Source organism: Desulfothermus naphthae, assembly GCF_054657475.1.
Genome location: NZ_BAAHYQ010000001.1, coordinates 937232 through 960036, shown reverse-complemented (window position 1 = coordinate 960036; position 22805 = coordinate 937232). Strand labels below are relative to the sequence as shown.

At 35.4% G+C, this 22805-nt stretch carries 26 protein-coding genes; 2 read left to right on the top strand and 24 right to left on the bottom strand.

Annotated elements, in window-relative coordinates; all coding sequences use genetic code 11:
• Window positions 1-175: 175 nt before the first annotated feature.
• The 7 genes from ACYQ1E_RS04630 to ACYQ1E_RS04600 all read right to left on the bottom strand — a co-directional run bounded on the left by ACYQ1E_RS04630 (window position 176) and on the right by ACYQ1E_RS04600 (window position 4216).
• Window positions 176-463 (bottom strand): four helix bundle protein, encoded by a 288-nt coding sequence (locus tag ACYQ1E_RS04630; protein WP_459875843.1) that lies wholly within the window; start codon window positions 461-463, stop codon window positions 176-178.
• A gap of 2 nt (window positions 464-465) precedes the next feature.
• Complete coding sequence (locus ACYQ1E_RS04625; RefSeq protein ID WP_459875840.1) at window positions 466-1275, bottom strand: BREX-1 system adenine-specific DNA-methyltransferase PglX; 810 nt, start codon at window positions 1273-1275, stop codon at window positions 466-468.
• Window positions 1276-1321: 46 nt separating this feature from the next.
• Entirely contained in the window at window positions 1322-2290 is a 969-nt protein-coding gene (locus ACYQ1E_RS04620; RefSeq protein ID WP_459875837.1) for a hypothetical protein, read from the bottom strand.
• A gap of 245 nt (window positions 2291-2535) precedes the next feature.
• Window positions 2536-2751 (bottom strand): hypothetical protein, encoded by a 216-nt coding sequence (locus ACYQ1E_RS04615; protein ID WP_459875834.1) that lies wholly within the window; start codon window positions 2749-2751, stop codon window positions 2536-2538.
• An 86-nt stretch (window positions 2752-2837) separates the two neighbouring features.
• Window positions 2838-3056, bottom strand: coding sequence for a hypothetical protein (locus ACYQ1E_RS04610; protein ID WP_459875831.1), 219 nt, complete (start codon window positions 3054-3056; stop codon window positions 2838-2840).
• A gap of 9 nt (window positions 3057-3065) precedes the next feature.
• Window positions 3066-3449: a hypothetical protein gene (locus tag ACYQ1E_RS04605; protein WP_459875828.1), complete on the bottom strand. Its 384-nt coding sequence runs from the start codon at window positions 3447-3449 to the stop codon at window positions 3066-3068.
• 35 nt (window positions 3450-3484) lie between these two features.
• Complete coding sequence (locus ACYQ1E_RS04600) at window positions 3485-4216, bottom strand: TIGR04255 family protein (protein WP_459875826.1); 732 nt, start codon at window positions 4214-4216, stop codon at window positions 3485-3487.
• A 170-nt stretch (window positions 4217-4386) separates the two neighbouring features.
• Here ACYQ1E_RS04600 and ACYQ1E_RS04595 point away from each other — a divergent pair, with 170 nt between their 5' ends.
• Both ACYQ1E_RS04595 and ACYQ1E_RS04590 read left to right on the top strand, forming a co-directional pair.
• Window positions 4387-4854: a transposase gene (locus tag ACYQ1E_RS04595; protein WP_459874752.1), complete on the top strand. Its 468-nt coding sequence runs from the start codon at window positions 4387-4389 to the stop codon at window positions 4852-4854.
• Complete coding sequence (locus ACYQ1E_RS04590) at window positions 4815-5888, top strand: IS3 family transposase (RefSeq protein WP_459874751.1); 1074 nt, start codon at window positions 4815-4817, stop codon at window positions 5886-5888. Before ACYQ1E_RS04595 ends, ACYQ1E_RS04590 begins: the two co-directional genes overlap by 40 nt.
• 160 nt (window positions 5889-6048) lie before the next feature.
• Here the strand turns inward: ACYQ1E_RS04590 and ACYQ1E_RS04585 are convergent, their stop codons facing one another.
• From ACYQ1E_RS04585 to ACYQ1E_RS04505, 17 genes are all read right to left on the bottom strand, one after another.
• Window positions 6049-6471, bottom strand: a complete 423-nt coding sequence (locus ACYQ1E_RS04585) for a type II toxin-antitoxin system VapC family toxin (RefSeq protein WP_459875823.1) — start codon at window positions 6469-6471, stop codon at window positions 6049-6051.
• Window positions 6468-6707 carry a DUF6364 family protein gene (locus ACYQ1E_RS04580; RefSeq protein WP_459875821.1) on the bottom strand — a complete coding sequence of 80 codons (240 nt, stop codon included), beginning with the start codon at window positions 6705-6707 and terminating at the stop codon, window positions 6468-6470. Before ACYQ1E_RS04580 ends, ACYQ1E_RS04585 begins: the two co-directional genes overlap by 4 nt.
• A gap of 148 nt (window positions 6708-6855) precedes the next feature.
• Entirely contained in the window at window positions 6856-7389 is a 534-nt protein-coding gene (locus tag ACYQ1E_RS04575) for a hypothetical protein (protein WP_459875819.1), read from the bottom strand.
• Window positions 7386-8435: an AAA family ATPase gene (locus tag ACYQ1E_RS04570; RefSeq protein WP_459875817.1), complete on the bottom strand. Its 1050-nt coding sequence runs from the start codon at window positions 8433-8435 to the stop codon at window positions 7386-7388. The genes ACYQ1E_RS04575 and ACYQ1E_RS04570 overlap by 4 nt, the downstream gene beginning before the upstream one ends.
• Before the next feature lie 277 nt (window positions 8436-8712).
• Window positions 8713-9222, bottom strand: a complete 510-nt coding sequence (locus tag ACYQ1E_RS04565) for a type II toxin-antitoxin system VapC family toxin (RefSeq protein WP_459875815.1) — start codon at window positions 9220-9222, stop codon at window positions 8713-8715.
• A complete protein-coding gene (locus tag ACYQ1E_RS04560) occupies window positions 9212-9574 on the bottom strand; it encodes a hypothetical protein (RefSeq protein WP_459875813.1) in 363 nt (120 codons plus the stop codon). The genes ACYQ1E_RS04565 and ACYQ1E_RS04560 overlap by 11 nt, the downstream gene beginning before the upstream one ends.
• A gap of 95 nt (window positions 9575-9669) precedes the next feature.
• The gene (locus ACYQ1E_RS04555; RefSeq protein WP_459875810.1) at window positions 9670-9930 is read right to left on the bottom strand and encodes a hypothetical protein; all 261 of its coding nucleotides are present in this window, start codon (window positions 9928-9930) and stop codon (window positions 9670-9672) included.
• A gap of 384 nt (window positions 9931-10314) precedes the next feature.
• Window positions 10315-11601: a transposase gene (locus ACYQ1E_RS04550; protein WP_459875003.1), complete on the bottom strand. Its 1287-nt coding sequence runs from the start codon at window positions 11599-11601 to the stop codon at window positions 10315-10317.
• Window positions 11602-11769: 168 nt separating this feature from the next.
• Window positions 11770-13122 carry an MATE family efflux transporter gene (locus ACYQ1E_RS04545; protein WP_459875807.1) on the bottom strand — a complete coding sequence of 451 codons (1353 nt, stop codon included), beginning with the start codon at window positions 13120-13122 and terminating at the stop codon, window positions 11770-11772.
• Between the two features lie 10 nt (window positions 13123-13132).
• Window positions 13133-14209: a chorismate synthase gene (gene aroC, locus ACYQ1E_RS04540; protein ID WP_459875803.1), complete on the bottom strand. Its 1077-nt coding sequence runs from the start codon at window positions 14207-14209 to the stop codon at window positions 13133-13135.
• Between the two features lie 10 nt (window positions 14210-14219).
• Window positions 14220-14807 (bottom strand): TrmH family RNA methyltransferase, encoded by a 588-nt coding sequence (locus tag ACYQ1E_RS04535; RefSeq protein ID WP_459875800.1) that lies wholly within the window; start codon window positions 14805-14807, stop codon window positions 14220-14222.
• A complete protein-coding gene (gene metG / locus ACYQ1E_RS04530; protein WP_459875797.1) occupies window positions 14807-16720 on the bottom strand; it encodes a methionine--tRNA ligase in 1914 nt (637 codons plus the stop codon). Before metG ends, ACYQ1E_RS04535 begins: the two co-directional genes overlap by 1 nt.
• A gap of 17 nt (window positions 16721-16737) precedes the next feature.
• Entirely contained in the window at window positions 16738-17772 is a 1035-nt protein-coding gene (locus tag ACYQ1E_RS04525; RefSeq protein WP_459875794.1) for a PSP1 domain-containing protein, read from the bottom strand.
• Between the two features lie 28 nt (window positions 17773-17800).
• Window positions 17801-20437: an alanine--tRNA ligase gene (gene alaS / locus ACYQ1E_RS04520; protein WP_459875792.1), complete on the bottom strand. Its 2637-nt coding sequence runs from the start codon at window positions 20435-20437 to the stop codon at window positions 17801-17803.
• Window positions 20438-20506: 69 nt separating this feature from the next.
• The gene (gene recA / locus ACYQ1E_RS04515; protein WP_459875789.1) at window positions 20507-21571 is read right to left on the bottom strand and encodes a recombinase RecA; all 1065 of its coding nucleotides are present in this window, start codon (window positions 21569-21571) and stop codon (window positions 20507-20509) included.
• Window positions 21572-21913: 342 nt separating this feature from the next.
• A complete protein-coding gene (locus tag ACYQ1E_RS04510) occupies window positions 21914-22303 on the bottom strand; it encodes a chemotaxis response regulator CheY (RefSeq protein ID WP_459875786.1) in 390 nt (129 codons plus the stop codon).
• A 26-nt stretch (window positions 22304-22329) separates the two neighbouring features.
• Complete coding sequence (locus ACYQ1E_RS04505; protein ID WP_459875784.1) at window positions 22330-22797, bottom strand: chemotaxis protein CheX; 468 nt, start codon at window positions 22795-22797, stop codon at window positions 22330-22332.
• Between the last annotated feature and the right edge of the window lie 8 nt (window positions 22798-22805).

The window sequence follows — 22805 nt, the reverse complement described above, 5'->3', positions numbered from 1 at the left end:
AATCAAATATCCTTCTAAAGTTTTTTTCCTCTTTTTTCCTTTCCGCAAACTATTCTCTTTCAAAAGCTCTTTCTCGTCAACCAGCCCATGTGCAATGGCGTAGGATTTGTTCGTCTTGCATTTCTCTTTTACCCGCTCAGGCCAGTAATCCAATGCCATGTGGGACAAATCGTAGTCACCTCGCTCTAAGGCATCCCAACATTTCTTGGGTTCTGCCTTCCAGGAAGGAATAAATACTTTCCTCTAGTTCCTGCAAAGCCACTTCTATTTTGCTAGTAAATTCAGCATCCGATCTAGCTCTCAATCCCTCTCTATAGTGAGCACCTATTGACGTTCCAGAGCGTAAGAGTTGAGTTCCTATTACTTGAGTAATTTTATCTTTTGGTAAAGCCGCATATAATCTAATAACGCGAAGGGCAAACCTTTTCGTCCTTTCCTTTAAATCTTCCCCTTTCTTTCCCATCTTCATCCTTCCGCCTTCATCCTTCCGCCTTCCGCTTTCCTCCTTCTGCCTTCATCCTTACCTCCTGCCCAATCCGGCGGAGCTATAAAATCCCAGGTGGTTTCGTCTTCTTCTGCATCTTTTTTTGCCAGCTTAATGGCCTTTTCCACTAACTCGCGCAGGCGGGGACTTGATTTGCGGGGAATGGGCAGGCGGGCAAGATCGCCGACTTGAACATGAACTGTAGAATTTATAAGTTTCAGTACATATTGAGCAAAAGTAGAATTCATTAAACCAAGTACAAACTCTACATCCTCAGGGAAACAACAAGAGCCGGAAACATCAAAAATAAACCCACCAGGAGAAAGCCGGGCACTAAAGCGCCCACTTGTAAGATCTGTCCACGTCACCCCTTGGCGGAAGTAAAAGGCTGGATTACGAATAACAGCTCTTGGCCTAAACGCCAGCAATTCCGCCCCATCCTTCCACCAATTCACCACATATTCCTGATTACCCCACCAGCGTTTAAATTCCCCGCCCTTCATATAGGGAAACCACTTTTTCCCGGTGGCAATGGCTTCTTTTCGACTTTTGCAACCGAAAGCAATATGTTCAATACCCACCTCCCACCAGAACCGTAGGAAACGAAAATTGTCCCCGGTTTGAAGACCAACAACAGGCTTTGCCACCTCTTCCAGCTTTGGCAGCTCCTCAAACACCCGCTTAATTCCAGGTGTAATCCAGTAAACCCACGGGCTTCCGGGAATGGCATCAAAGTCTTTTTGACGGTAAAGGTAAACATTTAGGATGGGGTTGTGGTTTGTCATATCCATATGCTTACTTTTTTGTGAAGTTAGCTAACTTAACAATTAATTTTTTTTAATCTTTATACAGAAAATAATTCATACAATCAGAACATTCAGGTGTCCATTCGTTTGAATAAAAAAGAGAACCACATCTACTACATCTTTGATTAAATTCTTGTCCACAGATAGTACAACGCCAATTTTCATCATCAATCAACAAAACAGCGTTACGTCCGCATTCACTACAAGTTTCAACAGGAGAATCACTTCCATTCTTCATTGAGTAATAAATTTCAAAACTATAAAAATTTTGCAGAATTTCTTCAATATCGTCTTCATTAATTTGAAATTTTGAACCACATGAAACACAGAAAAACGATGCAGTTAAAATATCGTCAATCTGTCCAATAGGCTTAATCAATGAAGAAAAACATTCGGGACACGTTAATTCTTGTAAAAAAATATCTTTCAATAAATCATCTAAATCAACTTTATCCCATGCATTTATACATTCATTTTTTTCTTTATTGTATATTTCTTCTACTTCTAACAATGTCTTCCAGGCCATCTTTCCTAAAATCTCTATAGGCTCATATCCTAAATGTTCTTTAAGAAAATCTCTAATGACAGGAAACAATTCCCAAATTACTTCTCTTATTAAAACATTTGAGTCAATATAATAATGCTCAACTTTATTTCTTATTTGTCTTACTTTTTCTAATCGTTTCCAACTGACTTTAATATTGAATTTTTTAAAAAAATTTTTGATATCGTGAAAATTAACAGTCTTTTCTCCCTTCCCAACTACATAAACCTTATCTTCAATCAATTTGAAGTCAAAATCCTTCTTTATAAGAACTTCATTTGAATTTTCAGGAGACAATAAAGATAATTTTTCTTTAAAAAGCAAAAGAACTCCTGCATAAATATTTCTAATTGCAGACAATACTCTTTTCTCATCTTCTTCAGATTTTAAATAATCTTCTACCCCTAATTGAATAGAAGCAATAGCATTGTGTAATAAAGGTCTTTTTTCTTCCATTGTTAAGACCACCTTTTATATTCAGTTTATATTTTTGTATTTATTCCTCTCCATCCTTCATAATTCATAAAATTTACCTAAGCTTTATTCCCCTGCTGACAAAGATAAATATTCGGGATGGGATTGTGTTTTTTGTTCAAGCGTTATCCACAAAACTTTTTTGTGAAATTTTTGTGGAATTCCACATTTTTCCATGTTTTTCCATGTTTATTGATCTTTTTCATACTTCATCTTTCCATGTAGTTTTATTTAAAAGGAGGGATGTCAACAGGTAATCTAGCCCTCATAAAAAATCTTGCAAAAGCCTGAGACAAATGCTCTCTATAAGGTGGTAATAAACGCAGCCTTTTACCTCTTTTTTTAGCTAATTCTACAATAAAATCAAAAGGAACACCATAAACATTACGAAAATCAACAACTAAATAGCCTGATTCAAACCCTTCTATTTCACACTTATTCAATAAATGATATCCCGGAACATTACCTCGCCTTAGTGCTTCCTTCCCTTTTTTACTTTTGAAAAAATCATTTATTTTTTCAAATTCATTTAAGGCCAAACAGGACAAACCAGGACTAAATCAAGTTTTCCATGGGCTAAATCACATGATTGACTCATAATTATTACATCATATTCAATAACATCTACCTTTACTTCCCCTATAGCTATCAGAGAAAGAGGAATAATGACAGGACAAGAACCTATAAAATCACCTTGCAAAAGTGGTTCATCAAATCTTACTATTTCGTACCATGGATACTTTTCCATTTTTTTACCCTATAAGATTTCTTCAGGCTCAACTATTTTTGGTTCTCCCTTCCTAATTGTCTTTATATTTATTTCCACTGTATATCTCTTCTTCAGTGGCATACAGACAACCACATCATGTTCTACAATTTCTTCATAGAAGGTATCTTCAAAAGTTTCTGAAACAAAAGTTTCATTTTTAATCTCAAAATTTGGACAAACAGTTGACCAATCTATTCTTAATAAAGGGACTAAATTAGGATAAAATTTCTTTCTGAAAGATATTTTAGCTAAATTAGACATTATGTATTCAAAAACCTCTGACATTTCTTCTTCCATGCTTGTGCTTGGACTATAAAATCCACCAACTGGGTAACAGCGATTTGTGACTTCTTGAAATGTTAACCTTTGCATTATTCAAACCTCCTTAATAATTCTCCTTCTATCATTTAAAAAAAACAATCATCTGTTAAATTATGAGCTTCACCAACCCATTTTTTAATATCTTCTAGGTCCTTAGGAGCATCATTGTCAATTGATTGAACATGAGTTTCCCATATTAAGGCATCAATATTTTTAATTTTTTCCCGAGCAAATCTTAAATGTACTGCTCCTTTTGGTCTTGTAGCAGGAAAAGAAAATCTTAAATCAAAACCTAATGGTGAATTACTAACTCCTGTCTCTTCAAAAAGTTTTTCGTATATAGTTATATTTACCTTCAAATTTTCAGCTAAAAATGAAAAAATATTATCTTCTTCATAATTAAAGTCAACAGCATCAATATATCTTAGCAATAATGAGTTAATCTTTAAATTACGTTCTGCATCTGGACATGCCTCAAGAAGCACATGTAATATATGATGTATTCTTCTCTTAAAATCTTCCCATATATATCCCTCGGTATCATTTAGAGTAAGAATTCCAGGTCCTACTTGAATGAGAGGCCATTTATCTTTCCTGAAGCGGTGCTGGACAATATATCCTGCTATTTCGTCCGGCATAGTTGCAGTAGGCAATTGTTCGTGGAACGGATATTCGTCTTTTACTCTATCGTATATTCTTCCGATCAGAATTTTATAATGTGGGTCAATCTTCATCCCTGGTGCCGGCTCTTGGAGTTCCCATCTTATTTCAAATATTGCTTCCACAAGAGGCTTGTTTTTTAAAATTTTCCTTTTCATTTTTTATACCTCCATTTCTTAACATCAGCCTTAGGCCCGCCCAATGTCTCAGGAAAGATGTCGCCTTAGTGAGATAAGAAAGGGGGTTCTTTTCTTGAGCTCCTATCTTATCATCCTTCCCCCTAGGGGGAAGGGAAAATTTTAACCTGGGCGAAAAGGAGTCTTTTATTATGTTTTATCCTGAAGATGTTAAAGAAAGTGTGCTTAAGCAAATTTTAACCACTTCAAAAACAGTTGCTGCTATTGCAAGAGAGAATAATATCCCCTATAGTACAGTGATGACATGGAAAATTAACGCTCAAAAAGGAAAAACAATGAATAAAAAATTTTCAGCTGAAGAAAAACTTAATTTACTTTTTCAATGTGCCTCAATGAGTGAGATTGAGGTGTCCAGGTTTTGTAGGGAAAAAGGCATATATCCGAGTACATTGGAGAAATGGAAACAGGCCTGTCTGGAAAATATTGATAACCGTTCTAATAAGGAATTCAAGAAAAAAGAGAAAAGATTAAAACAGAAGATTTGCAAGTTAGAAAGGGAAATACGGCGAAAGGACAAGACTATAGCAGAGACAACGGCTTTATTGGTGCTTAAAAAAAAATGGGAAAATTTCTTGGAGGAGCAAGAGGACGAAAGATAGAGTTACAACAAAAAGAATATGCTTACAAAGCTATAACACAAGCCAAAAAAGAGGGGTGTAGTTTGAAAAAAGCATGTGATCTTATTGGGATTTCAATAAGGACTTACCAACGATGGAAGAGTGCAGGGACTTTGGAAGATAAGAGAAAAGATGTCCCCAGGAAGCCAGCTAACAAGTTGTCTGAGCAAGAAAGAAAAAAGATCTTATCTATTTGTAATTCAGAGACCTTCAAAGAGTTATCCCCCAATAAGATTGTACCCATGTTAGCTGACAGAGGGCAATATATTGCATCAGAAAGTACTTTTTACCGTGTACTCAGAGAAGCAGGTCAATTGACACACAGGCAAAGGTCTAAACCCAAGACATATTCCAAACCTAAACATTATAGAGCTTCAGGGCCGAATCAGATTTGGAGTTGGGATATCACTTATCTTCCTACATTAATCCAAGGCATGTTTTTTTATTTATACATGTACATAGATATTTATAGCCGTAAGATAGTAGGATGGGAGGTATATTCAGAACAAAAAAGTGACTTGGCAACAAAAGTACTAAATAGAGCTTTGCTTTGTGAAAATATTACAGGACAAGGGCTTGTGATTCATTCAGACAATGGTAAGCCTATGAAAGGCTCAAGCATGTTAGCTACTATGCAGAATTTAGGGATAGTGCCATCTTTTAGTCGCCCTCATGTTAGTGATGATAATCCATACATAGAGTCCCTTTTTAAAACAGTAAAATATTGTCCTGAGTATCCATGTAGATTTTCTAGTCTGGAAGAAGCCAGGAATTGGTGTCTTGAATTTGTTAATTGGTATAATTTTAAACATTATCACAGCAAAATTAAGTTTGTTACGCCTGAGCAGAGACACTTAGGCTTGGATATTGAGATTTTAGCCAAGCGTAAAGAGGTATACAAAAAAGCCCGTTCTAAACATCCAGAGCGGTGGTCTGGAAACATCCGGAATTGGGATCCTATTTTAAGTGTTGATCTCAATCCAGGAACTAAACAACATCTTAAAAAGGTTGCTTGATGGGAAAAAATAAAATAACTTTTGGTGACATCTTTACTGACATTCACCGCCCGGCATAATCCAATACACCAACGGACTTCCGGGAATGGCGTCGAAATCCCTCTGCCGATAAAGGTAAACATTAGGGACGCAATTGTGTTTTTTGTTCATGACATTTTCTCTATGTTTTAATACTTTCTATCACTTTTACCAGTTCATCTGGAGCATAAACAGGTATTTTAGGTCTTTTAAAATCAGAGCAGTTTCTGGTAACTATGCAATCTACCCCTACTGTTAAAGCTGATACATACAACACCGCATCTTCAAAATCAGAAAATTTTAAATTTAGTGCTTCTTCAATGACAGCCCGGTTTACAGGCGCAATCTCAAATATGGAAAGCAAGGTTCTAATATGGCGAGTAGCTTCCTTTTGTCCCAGGGCTTTATTTACTAAATAGTAGATGGTAGTAACGGTAGTCGCACAGATAAAGCCGTTTATTTCGGAACGTTCTACCTTAGCCAGAAGATAAAGGGCATCCTTAACAAAAGGTTCTCGCTCAAGCAGAACATCAAGAATTACATTGGTGTCAAAAAGAATTCTCATAAGTATTTTGATTCAAGATACTTCTTGTAATCATCTTCATTAACTTTCTTATCTTTCAATATCCCCTTCAAAGAAGCTAGCTTAGGAGGTAATTCTTCTTTTTTTTCTCTCTCTACCTGAAGCAAAGAAAAATAATTAGCTACTAAACTAGAAACCGACTTTCCTCTTTTAGCCGCATAAGTTTTAGCCTTTTTGATTAAATCTTCATCTAAACGTAAGGTCAATTTGGTATTCATGGTCTTTTTCCTAGACGGATATATTTTTGTATATTATACGGCTAAATATGAATTTTTGCAACTTCAAACACCGCTTCAAGCCCAGCGTGATCCAATACAACACTCAGTTAACTGATATCTTCCTTAAGCTATCTCAAAAACTTGCCATTTAACCTCGTCGTCTTTTTCCTTTATCAGGCAAAAGTAAACTATTTATTATTCTCCTTTCAACCAGCTCAACATTATTCAAAACTAAAACACTAACCTTCAAAAGATTTTCATCCTCTGTCTTCAGGTTACCCAAACTGGTATTGATAAAAGGCTGGTAGCATTCCAAGTCTTGTGGCAAAATAAGAAGGGCACAAAATATAATTTTCTTGGGTTTTCTTAGCTTTTTGCCGAATATGATATAAATAGAAGAAACCAATTTGTTAGCCAGTTGAATGTTAATTTTTTCTGGGCTAAATCCTTTTATTATTTCCCTTCTTTTTTCTTTTCGCAGATTTTCATCTCTAATATCTTCTAAATTGGGCTTAAAATTTTTGATTTCAAGAAAAACCAACCTTTCCCGTCCATAAAAAACAAAATCAACAGCCTTAAGCCCAAGGTGGCTAATATTTCTGTAAAACCCCATTTCATCTATTTTTTCCCATTTCAAATTATCTGGGATATTCAACGCTACTCCTTTTTCTTCAAGTCTCATTTCAGTATATCCTCCACTACGGCTTTTACTTCTTCACTGTATAAATCCATAGCAACTTCTAAAATTTTGTTTGTAGGAATTTGCTCTTTAAGTAAGGCTTCTATTTTAATGATTTTGCCGTCTTTGTTTTCTAAAGCAAATATTTTTGCGTCTTTATTGCCATCTTTTTTGGCGAGAATATGAGTTTTTTTAAGAAAGAAAAAATTATGCGTAGCAACAAACACATGACCTCCAAACACACTTCTAAACACATTTTGAGACAGCTTGTAAATAACTTCAGCAAGTGTTACTATAGAAGCCGGATTTAATCCAGATTCAGGCTCATCCATAATTAACAAAGTGCTTGCTTCAAGGCTCCTATTTCTTATCAACCATTCTATCATGCCTATTTTTCTTAAACCTTCTGCGACAAGGTTAATTTCGTATAAATTTCTGTCCCTTTTTAGGTAAAAAGTTTCACCTTTCTTTTTTATATCACAATGTATTACTCCCTTGATGACTTTTAGCATTTCTGCGGATATTTTGTTTAATTTACCACGAGATGGAGAAGAAGAAATGGCTTGCACAAGAGTGTAGTATGTATCATCAAACCAGTATTTTTCTTTTTCCTCTCTCCCCACACGGATTGCTTCAATTATAGGAATTATTTCCTTAGGTGGAATAAAAAGAGTATTGTAGGTGTAAAATTGATATTCTTCTATTTGTAAATCTTTTATTTCAGCCTTTGCTTTTCTTGTAAAAGAAAACCGAAGCTTAAACAAACTTGTATCAAAAAACACTTCAGTCTTTTCATTTCCTTTTTTGACAAGGTTTCCCAAGCTATTAGGCATAAAGGTCCACAGGATTTTATTAGATAAAATATCTGCAAAATTCTTTTTTTCTTTTTCTTTAAATTCCTGATAGGCTCTCATTACAGCGTAAATTAGTTTAAGTATAATTGTTTTTCCGGTATCATTTGCTCCGATAAAAAGGTTGATTCTTGCAGGCTGAAATGCAAGATCTTCAAACAGCATAAAATTTTTGAGTCTTATTGATTGAATATTCATTTTGACACCTCATTTATTCTTCATAATTTCCCTTAATTCCTCAAGTGCCTTCTCAAAGGCCCTTCTCTTGGCCTCTCCGTCTTTTTCCTTTACCAGGCGAAAATATAGTCCAACACTGTTGCGAATTTCCTCATCTGGTTCTTTTATTAGAACAAAATTAGAGTCCCATCCCTTAAAAAACCATAAATGCCTTCCTGTTGTTCACTTGCCTCCCGGGTAAGCAAATCCCTGGCTGTAAGTGTCATTTTTTTTATGGCATCGGTGAGGTTGGGAGTCATCAGGCATCCTCTTCTTTCAAAGGGTTTATCCTCTTAATCCATGGAACGGCATCAAAATCTTTGTCGGCCGAAAGAAGATATTTTAAATTCATCTTTTGCATTAGACCTACAATTAAAGCATCGTTACCTATTAGCCCGTAATCGTGCATTATTTTAGGTAATTTCTGTAAATCTTTGAAGGTAAAGTCTAATATTGAAAACTTAAAATCTTCGCACATTTTGATAATTTTTTGACAATCTTCGGCTAATTCCATTATTAAGTGTGGCTTTCTTTTGAACTTCTTTAATGTATCTTTGGTAAATCCATATCGGTTCTTGGCCAATAAAAGGCACATTTTAAAAAGGACTTCATCAAGAATTCTTACGGTAATAAGAAGCTTGAGGTTTCCTTTTACGGAGGCGCGGAAAATTTCTTTGACTAGAAGACTTTGACCGGTGAGGAAATAGATAAAGGCATTACTATCTACCAGAATCTTTCGGCCATAAAATTGTTTGAGATTAAGACTCATAATAAATCTCTTCATTTAAAGCAATTTCATGTATCAATTTTTCGTCTTCAATTTTCCATAAACCATAATATTTATCTATTAGAGATTCTTCTTGTTGTTTCTTTTCTTTATATATTTCAAGAGCTTTTTGTTTGATTTCTTTATAAGTAGGAGTTTTTTTCTCTTTTAGGAGAGCCAGAATAGCCTCACGAAGGACAAGTTTGATGTGCTTTGGAGCCCTAAGTTTCCTTGATCTCTTGTCGGTAACAGATCTCCTCACCCTGAAAATTTGTATTCCTTCCTTAGCAAGTTCTTCTTTAACCTCGGCGATATAACTGTCTTTGAAAGTGGCTGGAGACGAAATTGGCCGCATATTATCTCCTCCTTTGGAGGCAAAGCCTCCTAAATTTTCAATCTCTCGTAAGATAACCTATTTTAAAAAGACTGTCAAATTTAAGACTGATTACTTTACTCCAAAACAACCCTTACGCCTTTCGCTAAGAGCTTATTCAGTTCTTCCTTAAGTCGTTTAATACCTTCTTCTAAGTCCTCCGGTGTTTCCAGGATATTGCCCAGAATAGAAGATACACGTACCCGCACAATCTTTTTCTCAGGTGTGGTAAGTCGTTGTAATGCAGTAATGGCACGAGCTTTAAGTGATTCAACAGCCGTAATATTGACGGTGGTGTAAAGGAATTGGCGTCGAAGTTTAGAAAATTGGTATAGCATTTTAACAATAATCGCCTTCTAAAACCAATCAAGTTCAATTTAAAAGCTTATAAAGATATTTATTATAGATATTTATGAAGTTATGTTTATTTTCTATTTTTGTCTCTCTAAATTTTACCATAAGATATTTCTTTTTTCATTGAATATCCACTCCATATATTTTTAAACAGCAATTCTCGGTGAGGGACAAATTAGATCATTTTAGATGTTTTATCTCCTTCTTTCAGATTCAAAAAACTACCCTCTATTAAAAATTTAAGAAAATTTGATATAAAATACCACTTCTCTTCGGTAAAATATCCTCTTATAATCTCTTTTTGGACGCACTACTCCCTCAAACTTATTTCCATAAATTCAAAAAATATTCTCTCAAAACACTTTTTACTATGGAGGAGAGTAAAAAAACTTCAGATATTCCTCCCAACTCTCAAATAACAAAATCCGAAATGTCACTCGCAAATGATTCCAGTATTCTTTCCGAGAACTAAATTTCGCTCGACATTTCTGATATAATAGGTCCGTTAATTCTAATATCTGATGTACAAAAAATGCTAATAAATTTAAAAGAAAAAAAATTATTGACAAATTCTTCTTACCATGACCAAAATTATGTTCTAAGTGATAACCTTGATTCTTTAATGTATTAAACGTCTCATTCTCTATCTTCCATCTAGATCTTCCACCCCTTACTAAATGTTCTATATTATCTCTACTAAGGGTTATATCTGTTATCCAACTATTGCGATAATTAACTTTCTCTTCTCCTATAATCTTATATTCAAAATAATTTACCCAAATTGTATCATCATATCCATTTAATGGTACTTCATTTATCCATTCATATACATGTTTACGGCCTTTCTTATCCTTATATTCCATTCTCGATACATTCCCCATTCTCTTTTGTTCTGATACCCACTCCATCATCAACTTATGATCCTTAGGCTTGGCTACTAGAATATAACTCATATTTTTATCTTTTAGTTCTTGAATAAATGGCTGTTTTGAATAAAGACTATCTCCCACTATTATAATCCCTAATTTCGGATGAGCTCGTCTAATCTTATTTAATATCCTTTTCCCTGCATTTATTTCACAATCCTGCTTCTCTGTTCCATCTGTATTCCTTACTTGTTCAGGTGCTAAAACAATTACCTGTCTATGGTCTGGATGCACTAAAGCTGCTTGTAAAATCTGATGGTAATAACGAACTTTACCTCTCTTAGATCTCTTTACAAGACACCCAGGACAGCATATCTTTTCTGAACTAAAATACTCTGACCCATCTAATGTAATCAAATACTTCCCTCCCCAAAATCGATAATTCTCCAAATGTTTACCTCGTTGCAATGCCTTAAAATAATCTAAAAATACTTCCTCTAACTTATCAATATCACTATTATCTAAAACTTCCCTAATCTGGCTATCCTTAGGAATTGATTTTACTTTAAAAACTGTTTCTAAATTACTCCTATTTTGCTTCTCTTTCATCCTGCGTTGAAAAGATAATAAAGAAGGATCCTGAAAAAACATCATGGCAAAACCACTCATAAAACAATCATGGAGACTATGTTTCACCTTACTTTGATCACGCTTATCTTCTATCTCTAACACCCGACTAGACAATTTTTCCCTTAATGCTGTAAAACTTAAATGTTTTTTTATATGCATAAAATAATTCCTCTCTCTTAATTTTTTTTCTACTATAACTTCTTTGTATAATAATTACAAGGAATTATTTAAACATTAATACAATTTTTCCCCAAACCTTCAATATCCTCCTTTTCCCCATACTTTGCGAAAAATAAATATCATTTTTCTTGTATTACCCCTTAAATACTAACTCCACAAACTCACCGAGAATTGCTGATTTTTAAAAAACAGACCTGTCATAAATATTGCTTGTACTACCTGAGAAAAAAACATGGATATCCAGATACCTGTTGGCTCTTTTAAAATTATATGCCCTAAGAGATAGGCAAGGGGCACCCTGATAATCCAGACTGACCCACCAACACATATCATATTTAGTTTAGTAGCCCCTGCACCAATAAAGGTACCACCAAAGATCATTGTAGTTACAGTAAAAGGGATGGCCATAATATTATATTTTAAATAATTTACCACTTCAATTTGAACACCTATATCATCACTTAATATAGCAGATACAGGATGTATAAAAAACCATAATATTATGCTCATAAATGTGATGGATGTAAGTCCCAACATCCAGATCTTTCTTGAAACTTCCTTTGCCTCTTTAAAATCTCCTTGTCCAAGAAAATGTCCCACCAGGATCGATGCAGTCATGTTAAAAGCAAATGCAGGTAAAAATAAAAGCGATTCAATTCTAACACCAGCAGTAAAAGCTGCAAGTGCAATGAGATTTTTATTTGGTAATGTTGCAGTTATGGAGAACAAGATAACGTATGCAAAATGCCATAACAATTGATTTAATCCAATTGGCCAACTCACCTTCCATAAATATGGGAAAAATTTTTTTATCCATTTAAAAGGCGGAATAAATTTTTTTGAAATCCATCTATCCCTTAAAAGGACTATGAGATTTAGGAAAAAGCCCGCAGAGACCGATATAAAGGTTGCCCATGGAAGACCTTTAAAACCCATTTTTGGAAAGTTGAAATAACCAAAACAAAGAGAAAAATTTAGTATTCCATTTAAAACAGTCACAATCATTATACTAATTAAAGGCACATACACATTTTTCCTTGCCCTGAATATGGCATTAGAAACAATAAACAAATAATATACTGGAATAAGCAAGGCATATACCTTTAAAAAATATCTACATATATAAAATATTTCTTTTGGTGTACCAAGGAGTAAGGTGAGTTTATCTCTAAATAAAAATCCAAAAAAACACAAAATAACACCAGAAAATATTGCAATAATTATAGAGAGACTTGCATATCTCTTTGCCCTAATCTCTCTATTTGCACCAATTGATTGGCTAATAGTTGAAACAGCTCCATTTGCAAAGGAAATAGCTACAATTAAAAGAAAAAATAAAATCTGAGTAACTATTCCAAGTGCTGCTTGAACAGATTTATCTATTAGGCCGGCCACATATACATCCAGAAAGCCTATCCAGAAATGAAAAAACATCATAAGAAGTTGTGGCCAGGCCAAGGACAAAATTGTTTTATAAGGTGATTTTATATTGATATCCATGTCAGGTTGGTTAATCGCCCATTTCTATGCTGGCCCTTTCATAACCAAACTGCAAAAGATACATATCAGCAATTGTGAGTGCTACCATGGCCTTTATGACTGGAACTATTCTTGGGATAGCAGACACATCGTGTCTTCCCTTTATTTGAAGAGAGACCTCCTGGCCTCTTTTGTTTATGGTCTTTTGCGGAATAGAAATAGAAGGAATTGGTTTTACAGCTGCCCTAACTATTATTATCTGGCCACTGGAGATGCCTCCTAAAATACCACCTGCATTATTGGATGTAAAACCATCTTTTGTAAAATAATCATTATTCTGGCTACCTGTTAGGTGTGCTGCTTCAATGCCTGCTCCTATCTCAACTGCCTTAACTGCCCCAACACTCATAACTGCGTAGGCAAGTCTTGCATCCAGTTTATCAAATACTGGCTCACCCAGTCCTGGCGGGACCCCTGATACCTGGACTTCTACAATACCACCAATTGAATCCCCTTGTTTTTTAATCTCCTCTATCCGTTCTTTCCATAATTCCACAACTGATGGGTCAGGGGCAAAAAAAGGAAGTTCTTCTGCTGTTTTGGGGGATATCACTTCAGCTGCAATGCCCCCTAATTCTTTTGTGTATGCAAAAAAATCAATCCCTTTTGTCTTTAAAAATTTTTGAGCAATTGCACCACCAACCACTCTAGATACAGTCTCTCTTCCAGAGGACCTACCACCTCCCCTATAATCTCTAATCCCATATTTTGCCTCATAGGTAAAATCTGCATGTCCAGGTCTGAATATATCTTTTATATGGGAATAATCCTTTGGCCTCTGGTCTTCATTTTTAATAAAAAAACCAATGGGAGTACCTGTGGTGTATCCTTCAAATATTCCAGATAAAAGCTGCACTTTATCCTTTTCTGAACGAGCAGTACTCCCTATATTTTTACCTGGCCGCCTTTTTTCAAGCTCTTTTTGTATATCCTCTTCACTCAGCTTAATGCCTGGTGGACAACCATCTATCACACCACCAAGCCCGATTCCATGAGATTCCCCAAAGGTAGTTAATCTAAAAACCCTGCCAAAAGTATTTCCTGACATAACTTTATCCTCACTTATTAAGCCAAATTTCTATTAATTTGGAGAGGGTTTTATCATCAAAGGAAGGCCTATCATACATGCCCTTAACCCATCTTTGTCTCCAGCTTTCATATAAAATGATTGCTGCTGCAACTGAAACATTTAAACTCTCCACCATCCCCTGCATTGGGATATACAGTTCATCATCAACTAACTCTATCAGCTCTGGACTGAGCCCTCTATGTTCATTTCCAAGGATTATTGCAACAGGTTGAGTTAAATCATATTCCAAAATGGATTTTGCCTTTTCACTAAATCCTGTTCTGATAATTCTAAACCCCTCTCGGATTAATGATTCTATCATGTTTTTTGCATCTGTATGTTTTTCCCTCTCCACCCATTTTCTTGCTGAGGCAGAACTCTTTTTACCAAGCTCAGGAAATTGTTCAGTTGTGTAGTAAAGATGTATTTTATGGACCCCAAAGGCATCACAACTTCTGAGTATTGCAGATACATTATGGGGATCGTGTATATTATCAATTATAAGGGTAAGGTCCTTCTGCCTCTTTGATAACACAGAGATTATTTTTTTAATTCGTCTCTCAGTCCTCTGTCTCATTAGCTGATCTTACTCCCAGGATCAATTTCTCCATTAATAGCTAACACTTGCAAACCATCTTTTTTGTGCACAGCCAACACCATGCCCTCTGAAATCTCTCCTCTTAATTTTCTGGGCTTTAAGTTGGCCACCATTACAACGTTTTTCCCAATGAGTTCATCAGGTTTATAATATTTAGCTATCCCTGCAACCACTGACCTAGGTTTTTGCTCTCCAAGATCTACTTTAAGACACAAAAGCTTATCTGCATTTGGATGTTTTGCCGCATCCACAACCCTTCCAACCCTTAAATCCACTTTTTGAAAAACATCAAAATCAATATAATTCTCCAACTCCTTATTTTTTGAGCCTTGAGCTTCTTTTTTTTGAGTCTCTTCTTTAAATATTTCTTTTCGTGGAAAAAGGTTTAAATTTTTTGGCAGGTTATCTGGAATTTCCCATGTATTAAAATCTTCAACTTCCTTCTTAAAATCAAAATTTTTAACATCTAAAGAAAGCCCAATAGCATTTAACATCTTTTCACTGCTAGATGGCATAACAGGCCAAAGTGCCAGGGCTATTTTTCTGAGACAAATTAACACAACCCACAATACTGTGTTCAGTCTATCAAAATCTTTATTTTTAAAAAGGGTCCAGGGTGCAACACTATCTATGTATTTATTTACTGCTCTCACAAACACCATTAAGTTTTCCAATCCTTCAGCACTATTAAATGATTCAAAAGATGTTATATAGTCATTTAAAGACCTTTTTCCAGTGAGGATTAGTTCTCTATCAATATCTTCAATATTTATCTGGGATTTCAATTTACCTTTAAAATATTTATTAATCATGGATAGGGTTCTATTAAATAGATTTCCTATATCATTTGCAAGATCTGCATTAAACCTTTCAATCATATTTTTTTCAGAAAAATTTCCATCATGACCAAAATGCATCTCCCTCATAAGAAAATATCTAAACCCATCTACTCCATATTTATCTTTTAGAGAGAGCGGATCTACAACATTTCCAAGGCTTTTTGACATCTTTGTCTCATCTACTTTCCAGTAACCATGGACTCTTAGTCCTTTATAAATTTCAAGGCCAGCAGATTTTAACATTGTTGGCCAAAAAATCGCATGTGGTTTTAAGATATCTTTTGCAATTATATGATACGCAGGCCAAAACTTTTTAAATTCTTCTGAATCTGGCCAGCCAATTGCGCTTAAATAATTAATTAATGCATCGAACCACACATAGGTTACAAAATTTTTGTCAAAGGGCATTTCTATGCCCCATGTGAGTCTCTTTTTAGGCCTTGAAATACATAGATCACCAATCGGTTCTTTTAACATGGATAAAACTTCTTTCCTGTATGCTTCAGGCTGAATAAAGTCTGGATTATTATTGATATATTCTCTTAACCAATCCTGATATTTACTCATTTTAAAGAAATAGTTTTCTTCATGGATGTAAGTAGGGGGCTTTTTGTGATCTGGACACATTCCATCCACAAGTTCTTTTTCTGTATAAAACCTCTCGCATCCAAAACAATAATAACCACCATATTCTCCAAAATATATATCCCCTTTATCATATACTATTTGCAGAAACCTTTGTACGCACTCTTTGTGATAGGGGTCCGTGGTTCTGATAAATTTGTCATTCTCAATATCAAGTTTAGGCCAAAGATTTTTAAATAAACTACTTATCTCATCCACATATTCTTGAGGATTTTTGCCTTGACTTTCTGCTGCCTGAACTATTTTGTCGCCATGTTCATCAGTGCCTGTTAAAAAAAAGGTCTCTTCTCCCATGAGTTTATGGAATCTACAAATTGTGTCAGCAAAAATTGTAGTATAAGCATGTCCAAGATGTGGCTTAGCATTTACATAATATATTGGAGTTGTCACATAAAATGTCTTTTTCACTTCTATATCCCCCTGATTTACCTTTTTTGTCCCTTCTTTTCTTTATATTTTTGACCCTGCTCTCTTTTCTTACCCCTTATTCCATTAATCTCTTCAATTGAAAAGTTGTAATCCTCCTCTTCTGATAATTTTTTAAACTCTTCAATATCTCCATAGGAAAAACTCTGTGACAGACTAATTGAAGATATTTTTACATCACTACTGCTCCTTGGTGCAAAAAGATATTTATAATGGGAAAGGTCCCCTTTTCCTTCAGTAATCTCAAACCATTCAGTTAAAGAAATTTCTCTTTCAACACCTGCGCCTGTATCCACAATTAATGAATCCCTGAATATATTGGCCCTGAGGATTTTCACTTCCCCCAGCCGAGTGTCATATTTTCTACCTATTTTTGGAGCCTTTTTTTGAAAATCAGTATAGAGTTCCCTTTCAAAATTCAGACAACACAAAAGACGACCGCAGGTACCGGAAATCTTTGAAGGATTTAAAAAAAGCTGTTGTTCCTTGGCCATTTTGATGGTAACTGGTTCAAATTTTTTTAAAAACAATCTACAACAACAAATTCTACCACAGGTGCCAACCCCCCCTACCATCTGTGCCTCATGTCTTACACCAATTTGTCTAAGTTCAATCCTGGTATGATATTTTCTCACCAAAATCTTAACTAGTTCCCTAAAATCAACCCTTGTAGGCGCTGTAAAATAAAATATAATCTTGCTCCTATCAAACCTCACCTCTACATCCACTAATTTCATCTCAAGACCAAGCTTTTCTATATTTCTTTTACAAAAATCAAAGGCCTCTTTGCTTAAAATCTTATTTTCCTGTTCTTTAACCAGGTCATCTTTTGTGGCTAATCTATCAATTGGCTTTATTTCAGATAAATCAATATTTTTAGGAGGCTTATTTGATACAACACATACAACACCTAGTCCAACACCTTCTTCAGTTGATACAACTACCTTGTCACCTTTTTTAAGTTCAAAATGGTCGTTTACAAAAAAATAGACCTGACCATAGTCCCTGAATTTAATTCCCACAAAATTTCTCATACACTTTTGTTCCTTCACTTAAACTTATCTATCCTATCAATTTTTTGAGTTTAGCCTTGGCATTTTCAAAACCTTCTGGAAAACTTCCGCCAGCCTGTGCAAGGTCCTCTCTTCCCCCTCCTCCACCTTTTACTTCCTTTGCTATTTCCTTAATAAGATTCTTTGCTGTGAATCTATCATGGAGATCCCTGCTCACATATAGTAACAAAGTAACCTTTTTTCCATCCTTTGAACATAGGAGCGCTATACCTGATTTGAGTCTATCTCTTATGCCATCCATAATATTTCTCATGGTTTTAACATCAGATATATCTAGCTCCTTGATAAGGACATTAATTCCATTAACCTGTTCTACTTCATCTAAGATATCACCACTTCCTGCAAATAAAGTTTTTTTGGCTAATTCTTCCTTTTGTTTTGTAAGTTTTTTTATCTCCTCTTGGAGACCAATTACCTTGTCCTTTAATTTATCGTAAGGGGCCTTTAATGATTCTGAAAGGAATCCCAATATATCCCTTAAATTTTTTACATATAAAAGTGCATTTGTACCTACTACTGCTTCTATCCTCCTAATACCTGCTGCAACAGATGTTTCATGGACAATGTAAAAACTTCCAGCCTCTCCAGTAGCATTTAGATGAGTACCTCCACAGAGCTCTTTGGAAACCCCTTCAACTTCCACTACCCTTACATTTGCCCCGTACTTTTCTTCAAAAAGACCAATGGCTCCTATTTTCTTTGCTTCATCATAGGGCATGATATTAACAACTACCTCTCTATTATCCATAATCCATTTATTTACCAGTTCTTCTATCTTTGAAATCTCTTCTCTAGTCAGAGCCTTAATATGAGAAAAATCAAAGCGCAATCTATCTGGAGCAACATATGAACCAGACTGCTTTACATGCTCTCCTAAAACTGACCTCAAAGCAGCGTGCAAAAGGTGGGTACATGTGTGATTTCTGGCAGTTGCTTTTCTAAGCTCACTATTTACTATGAGTTCTGCAGAATCTGATACTGAAATCTTTCCCTTTTTAACTAAAACCTTATGTACAATTATATCCTGAGTAGGTTTTAACGTATCTACAACTTCTGCCTCAAATCCATCACCTAAAATTTTTCCCCTATCACCCACCTGTCCTCCAGACTCTCCATAAAATGGAGTTTTATCAAAGATTACAAAGCCTTCTTCCTTTTGATTTAAACTATTTTTCTCTTCTCCTTCTAAAGACAAAATAGATATCACCTGGCCCATATCTTTTAATTTTTCATAGCCTGTGAAATTACATGATATTCCTTTAGCTATTACTGCATCAAAAAGAGAGCCAAAGTCTTTTTGTGAAACACCTGCCCAGCTTGCCTTAGACCTTTCTCTTTGTTCCTTCATATAATTTTCAAAACCCTCTTCATCCACAAAAAAACCCTGTTTTTCTCCTATGTCCCTCACAATGTCAATTGGAAAACCATAAGTATCATAAAGTTTAAACACGACAGAGCCAGGGACTTTTGAAATTCCCTTAGCCTTTAATTTATTGAGTTCCTCTTGAAGTAGACCAAGACCTCTATCTAAGGTCTTACTAAAATTTTCTTCTTCAGAAGTAACTACTTTTTTAGTAAAATCTAAGTGTTCTTTAATTTCTGGATATACATCTCCCATCTCATGGGTCAATTTTTCAGCTACCTTGGCCAGGAATGGATCATTTAGTTTTAAAAATCTTCCAAATCTAAAAGCACGCCTAATAAGTCTCCTTAAGATATATCCTCTTCCTTCATTTGACGGCAAAATACCATCTGCCACCATAAATGAGATTGCCCTTGTATGGTCTGATATGACCCTCAGGGCTGTGTCAATATCTTCATTCTCACCGTAAGAGACATTTGCCAGGGAACAGGTAAATTCTATAAGTCCTTTGAATAGATCTGTATCAAAATTTGAATGTACTCCCTGACAAATTGCGCTTATTCGCTCAAGTCCCATACCTGTATCTATGCTGGGTTTTGGCAAGGGCGTAAGATTTCCATCCTCATCCCTGTTATATTGCATAAATACCAAATTCCACACCTCAAGATATCTGTCACAATCACACACCCCTATCTCACAATTAGGGCCACAGGCCATGTCTTGTCCTTGATCAACCAATATTTCAGAACAAGGTCCACATGGACCAGTTTCTCCCATTGCCCAGAAATTATCTTTTTCTCCCAGTCTATATATCCTTGAATCTGGAATATCTGCTATTTTTTTCCATAGGTTTGCTGCTTCATCGTCGTCTTTGTATACTGTAACATACAGCCTTTCTTTAGGCAGCCCTAGCTCTTTAGTTAGAAAAGTCCAGGCAAACCAGATTGCCTGTTCTTTAAAATAGTCTCCAAAGGAAAAGTTTCCCAGCATCTCAAAAAAGGTGTGATGTCTTCTGGTTCTTCCAACATTTTCCAAGTCATTGTGTTTTCCACCTACCCTTAAACATTTTTGAGCTGATGTGGCTCTTTTGTATGGCCGTTTTTCCTGCCCTAAAAAGACCTTTTTAAACTGCACCATGCCTGCATTTGTAAACAAAAGCGTTGGATCATCTACTGGAACCAGCGACGATGATGGCACCACTGTATGTCCATGTTTTTTAAAAAAATCCAAAAAACTCTTGCGTATTTCCTTTGACGTAATCAATGCCCCTACTCCTTATGTTTTTAACCAAAAATCCAAAAAATTTACTTTTTTCAAATAACACTTCTTTGGTTAACCCTTATCGTTAGGTTTCTCTTCTACCTTTTTTTGTTCATCTGGCTCAACAAGTCCAAGGGCTGTTCTTAAGGCATCTTCTATTTTCTGTCTAATATCTTTGTTTTCCTGAAGATATGCCCTTACATTTTCCTTTCCCTGACCAAGTCTTTCATTGCCAAAGGCATACCATGAGCCACTTTTTTCAATGATTCCGTGTTCTACACCAAGGTCTATTAGCTCTCCTTCTTTTGAAATTCCAAGACCGTACAATATATCAAATACAGCCTCCCTAAAAGGAGGTGCGAGCTTGTTTTTTACTACCTTTACCTTTACCCTGTTTCCGTAGACCTCGTCTTTATCCTTTAAGGTCTGTATCTTTCTAATATCCATCCTCACAGAAGAATAAAATTTTAGGGCATTACCACCAGTAGTGGTCTCTGGAGAGCCATATCCAAATCCGCCCATGCCAATCTTCATCCTTATTTGATTTATAAAAATAACTGCTGTTTTAGACCTATGGATTGAGCCTGTCAATTTTCTCATTGCATGGGACATGAGTCTGGCCTGGCTCCCTACCTGAGACTCACCCATATTTCCTTCTAATTCGGCCTGAGGGATTAAGGCTGCAACTGAATCAATTACAATTACATCTACAGCGCCTGATCTAACCAACAAGTCACATATCTCCAGGGCCTGTTCACCATAATCAGGTTGTGAAATGAGCAGCTCTTCTGTATTTACTCCTATTCTTTTAGCATAAGTCACATCAAGTGCATGTTCTGCATCTATAAATGCGCCTATACCGCCTTTTTTTTGTGCCTCTGCTAAAATTTGCAGGGCCAGAGTAGTCTTTCCCGAAGACTCAGGCCCATATATTTCAATGACCCTACCCCTTGGAATTCCTCCAATACCTAGGGCAAGGTCAAGACTTATGGACCCTGTTGGGATTACAGGTACCTTTTGATGGGCCTCATCAGATAGATACATAATTGAGCCCTGACCATATTTTTTTTCTATGGTAGAGAGGGCAGTTTTTAGAGCTTCCTTCCTCAAAACAGAGGGATCTGTATTTTTTGCCATGGGTTAAACTCCATAAAATTTAATTTTTTTCATTGTTCAACGTTCATTGTTCAACGTTCTAAGTTCAATGTTCAACGTTTTAGATACCTAAAACTTAAAACCTAGAACGTAGAACATAGAACCTAGAACCTAGAACATAAAACCTAGTCTTTGTCTATAACAAAAGGAAGTTGTTAGGGCAATATCTTAAAGAGAAGTCGTCAAACTTTTGGCAATTTAAAACACTTTGAAAAAGAGATGTAAAAGGGCTAATTAGAAGAGAAAAAGGGGTGAAAATTTAAATTACATGTATCAATTTTTTGTAGGGGCAATTTATAAATTGCCCCTAAATTTTAAAAATGTTTATTTCTTTTTTTCAAAGATCTTTTTTATTTTTTGTTCAAAGGTTTCAGGAGTAAAGGGTTTTACAATATAATTTGAAACTCCTGCCTGAACTGCTTCTATAACGTTTTCCTGTTGACCTTCAGCTGTTACCATTAAAAATGGTATATCTGCAAACTCTTCGCTAGCACGAACCTTTCTTAGGAGTTCTATACCTGACATCTTGGGCATATTCCAGTCAGAAATTATAAAGTCAATTTTGTCTTTGTTTAAGATCTCCCACGCAGTTGTACCATCATCTGCATCTACAACATTAGTAAAACCCAGTTGTTTGAGGATGTTTTTTATGATTCGCCTCATTGTGGAAAAATCATCTACTACCAGGATCCTCATATTTTTGTTAATTGACATAGTCTATGTCTCCTTTTTTTAATTTTTTATCCACTTATGCTAAATTCCACTACAAAGTCTCCATATTCTGTGGTAAATGGTACTGCCATTATTTTGTCCTTTGTTATGTGTGTTATAGTGTGATTTTCACCCATTATCACTGTTGGAGTAGCTCCTTCCAATGTAATACCCATTTCAGCCAAATTTGTCCTAGCCTGACCAGAAATCATGTTGGTTATTTCTCCCACCGCATCCTGAACATCTTCTATAATATTTTCAATATCATCTCTCAGTAAATTTTTTACTATCTGGATAGCACATTTCTTTGAAAAAGAAACACTCATAACTCCTTTTTTCCCCCCATTGGCTGTAAAACCAACAATCCCAGATACATCACCTAATGCTTTATTATGATCTTTAATATAGGGCCTCTTTGCCTTTGGTTTAATCATGGCCATGGTAGATAACACATTAACAGTAGCTTCAATAAAAGGTTTTGCCAGTTTAATGTCCATATTTTCTA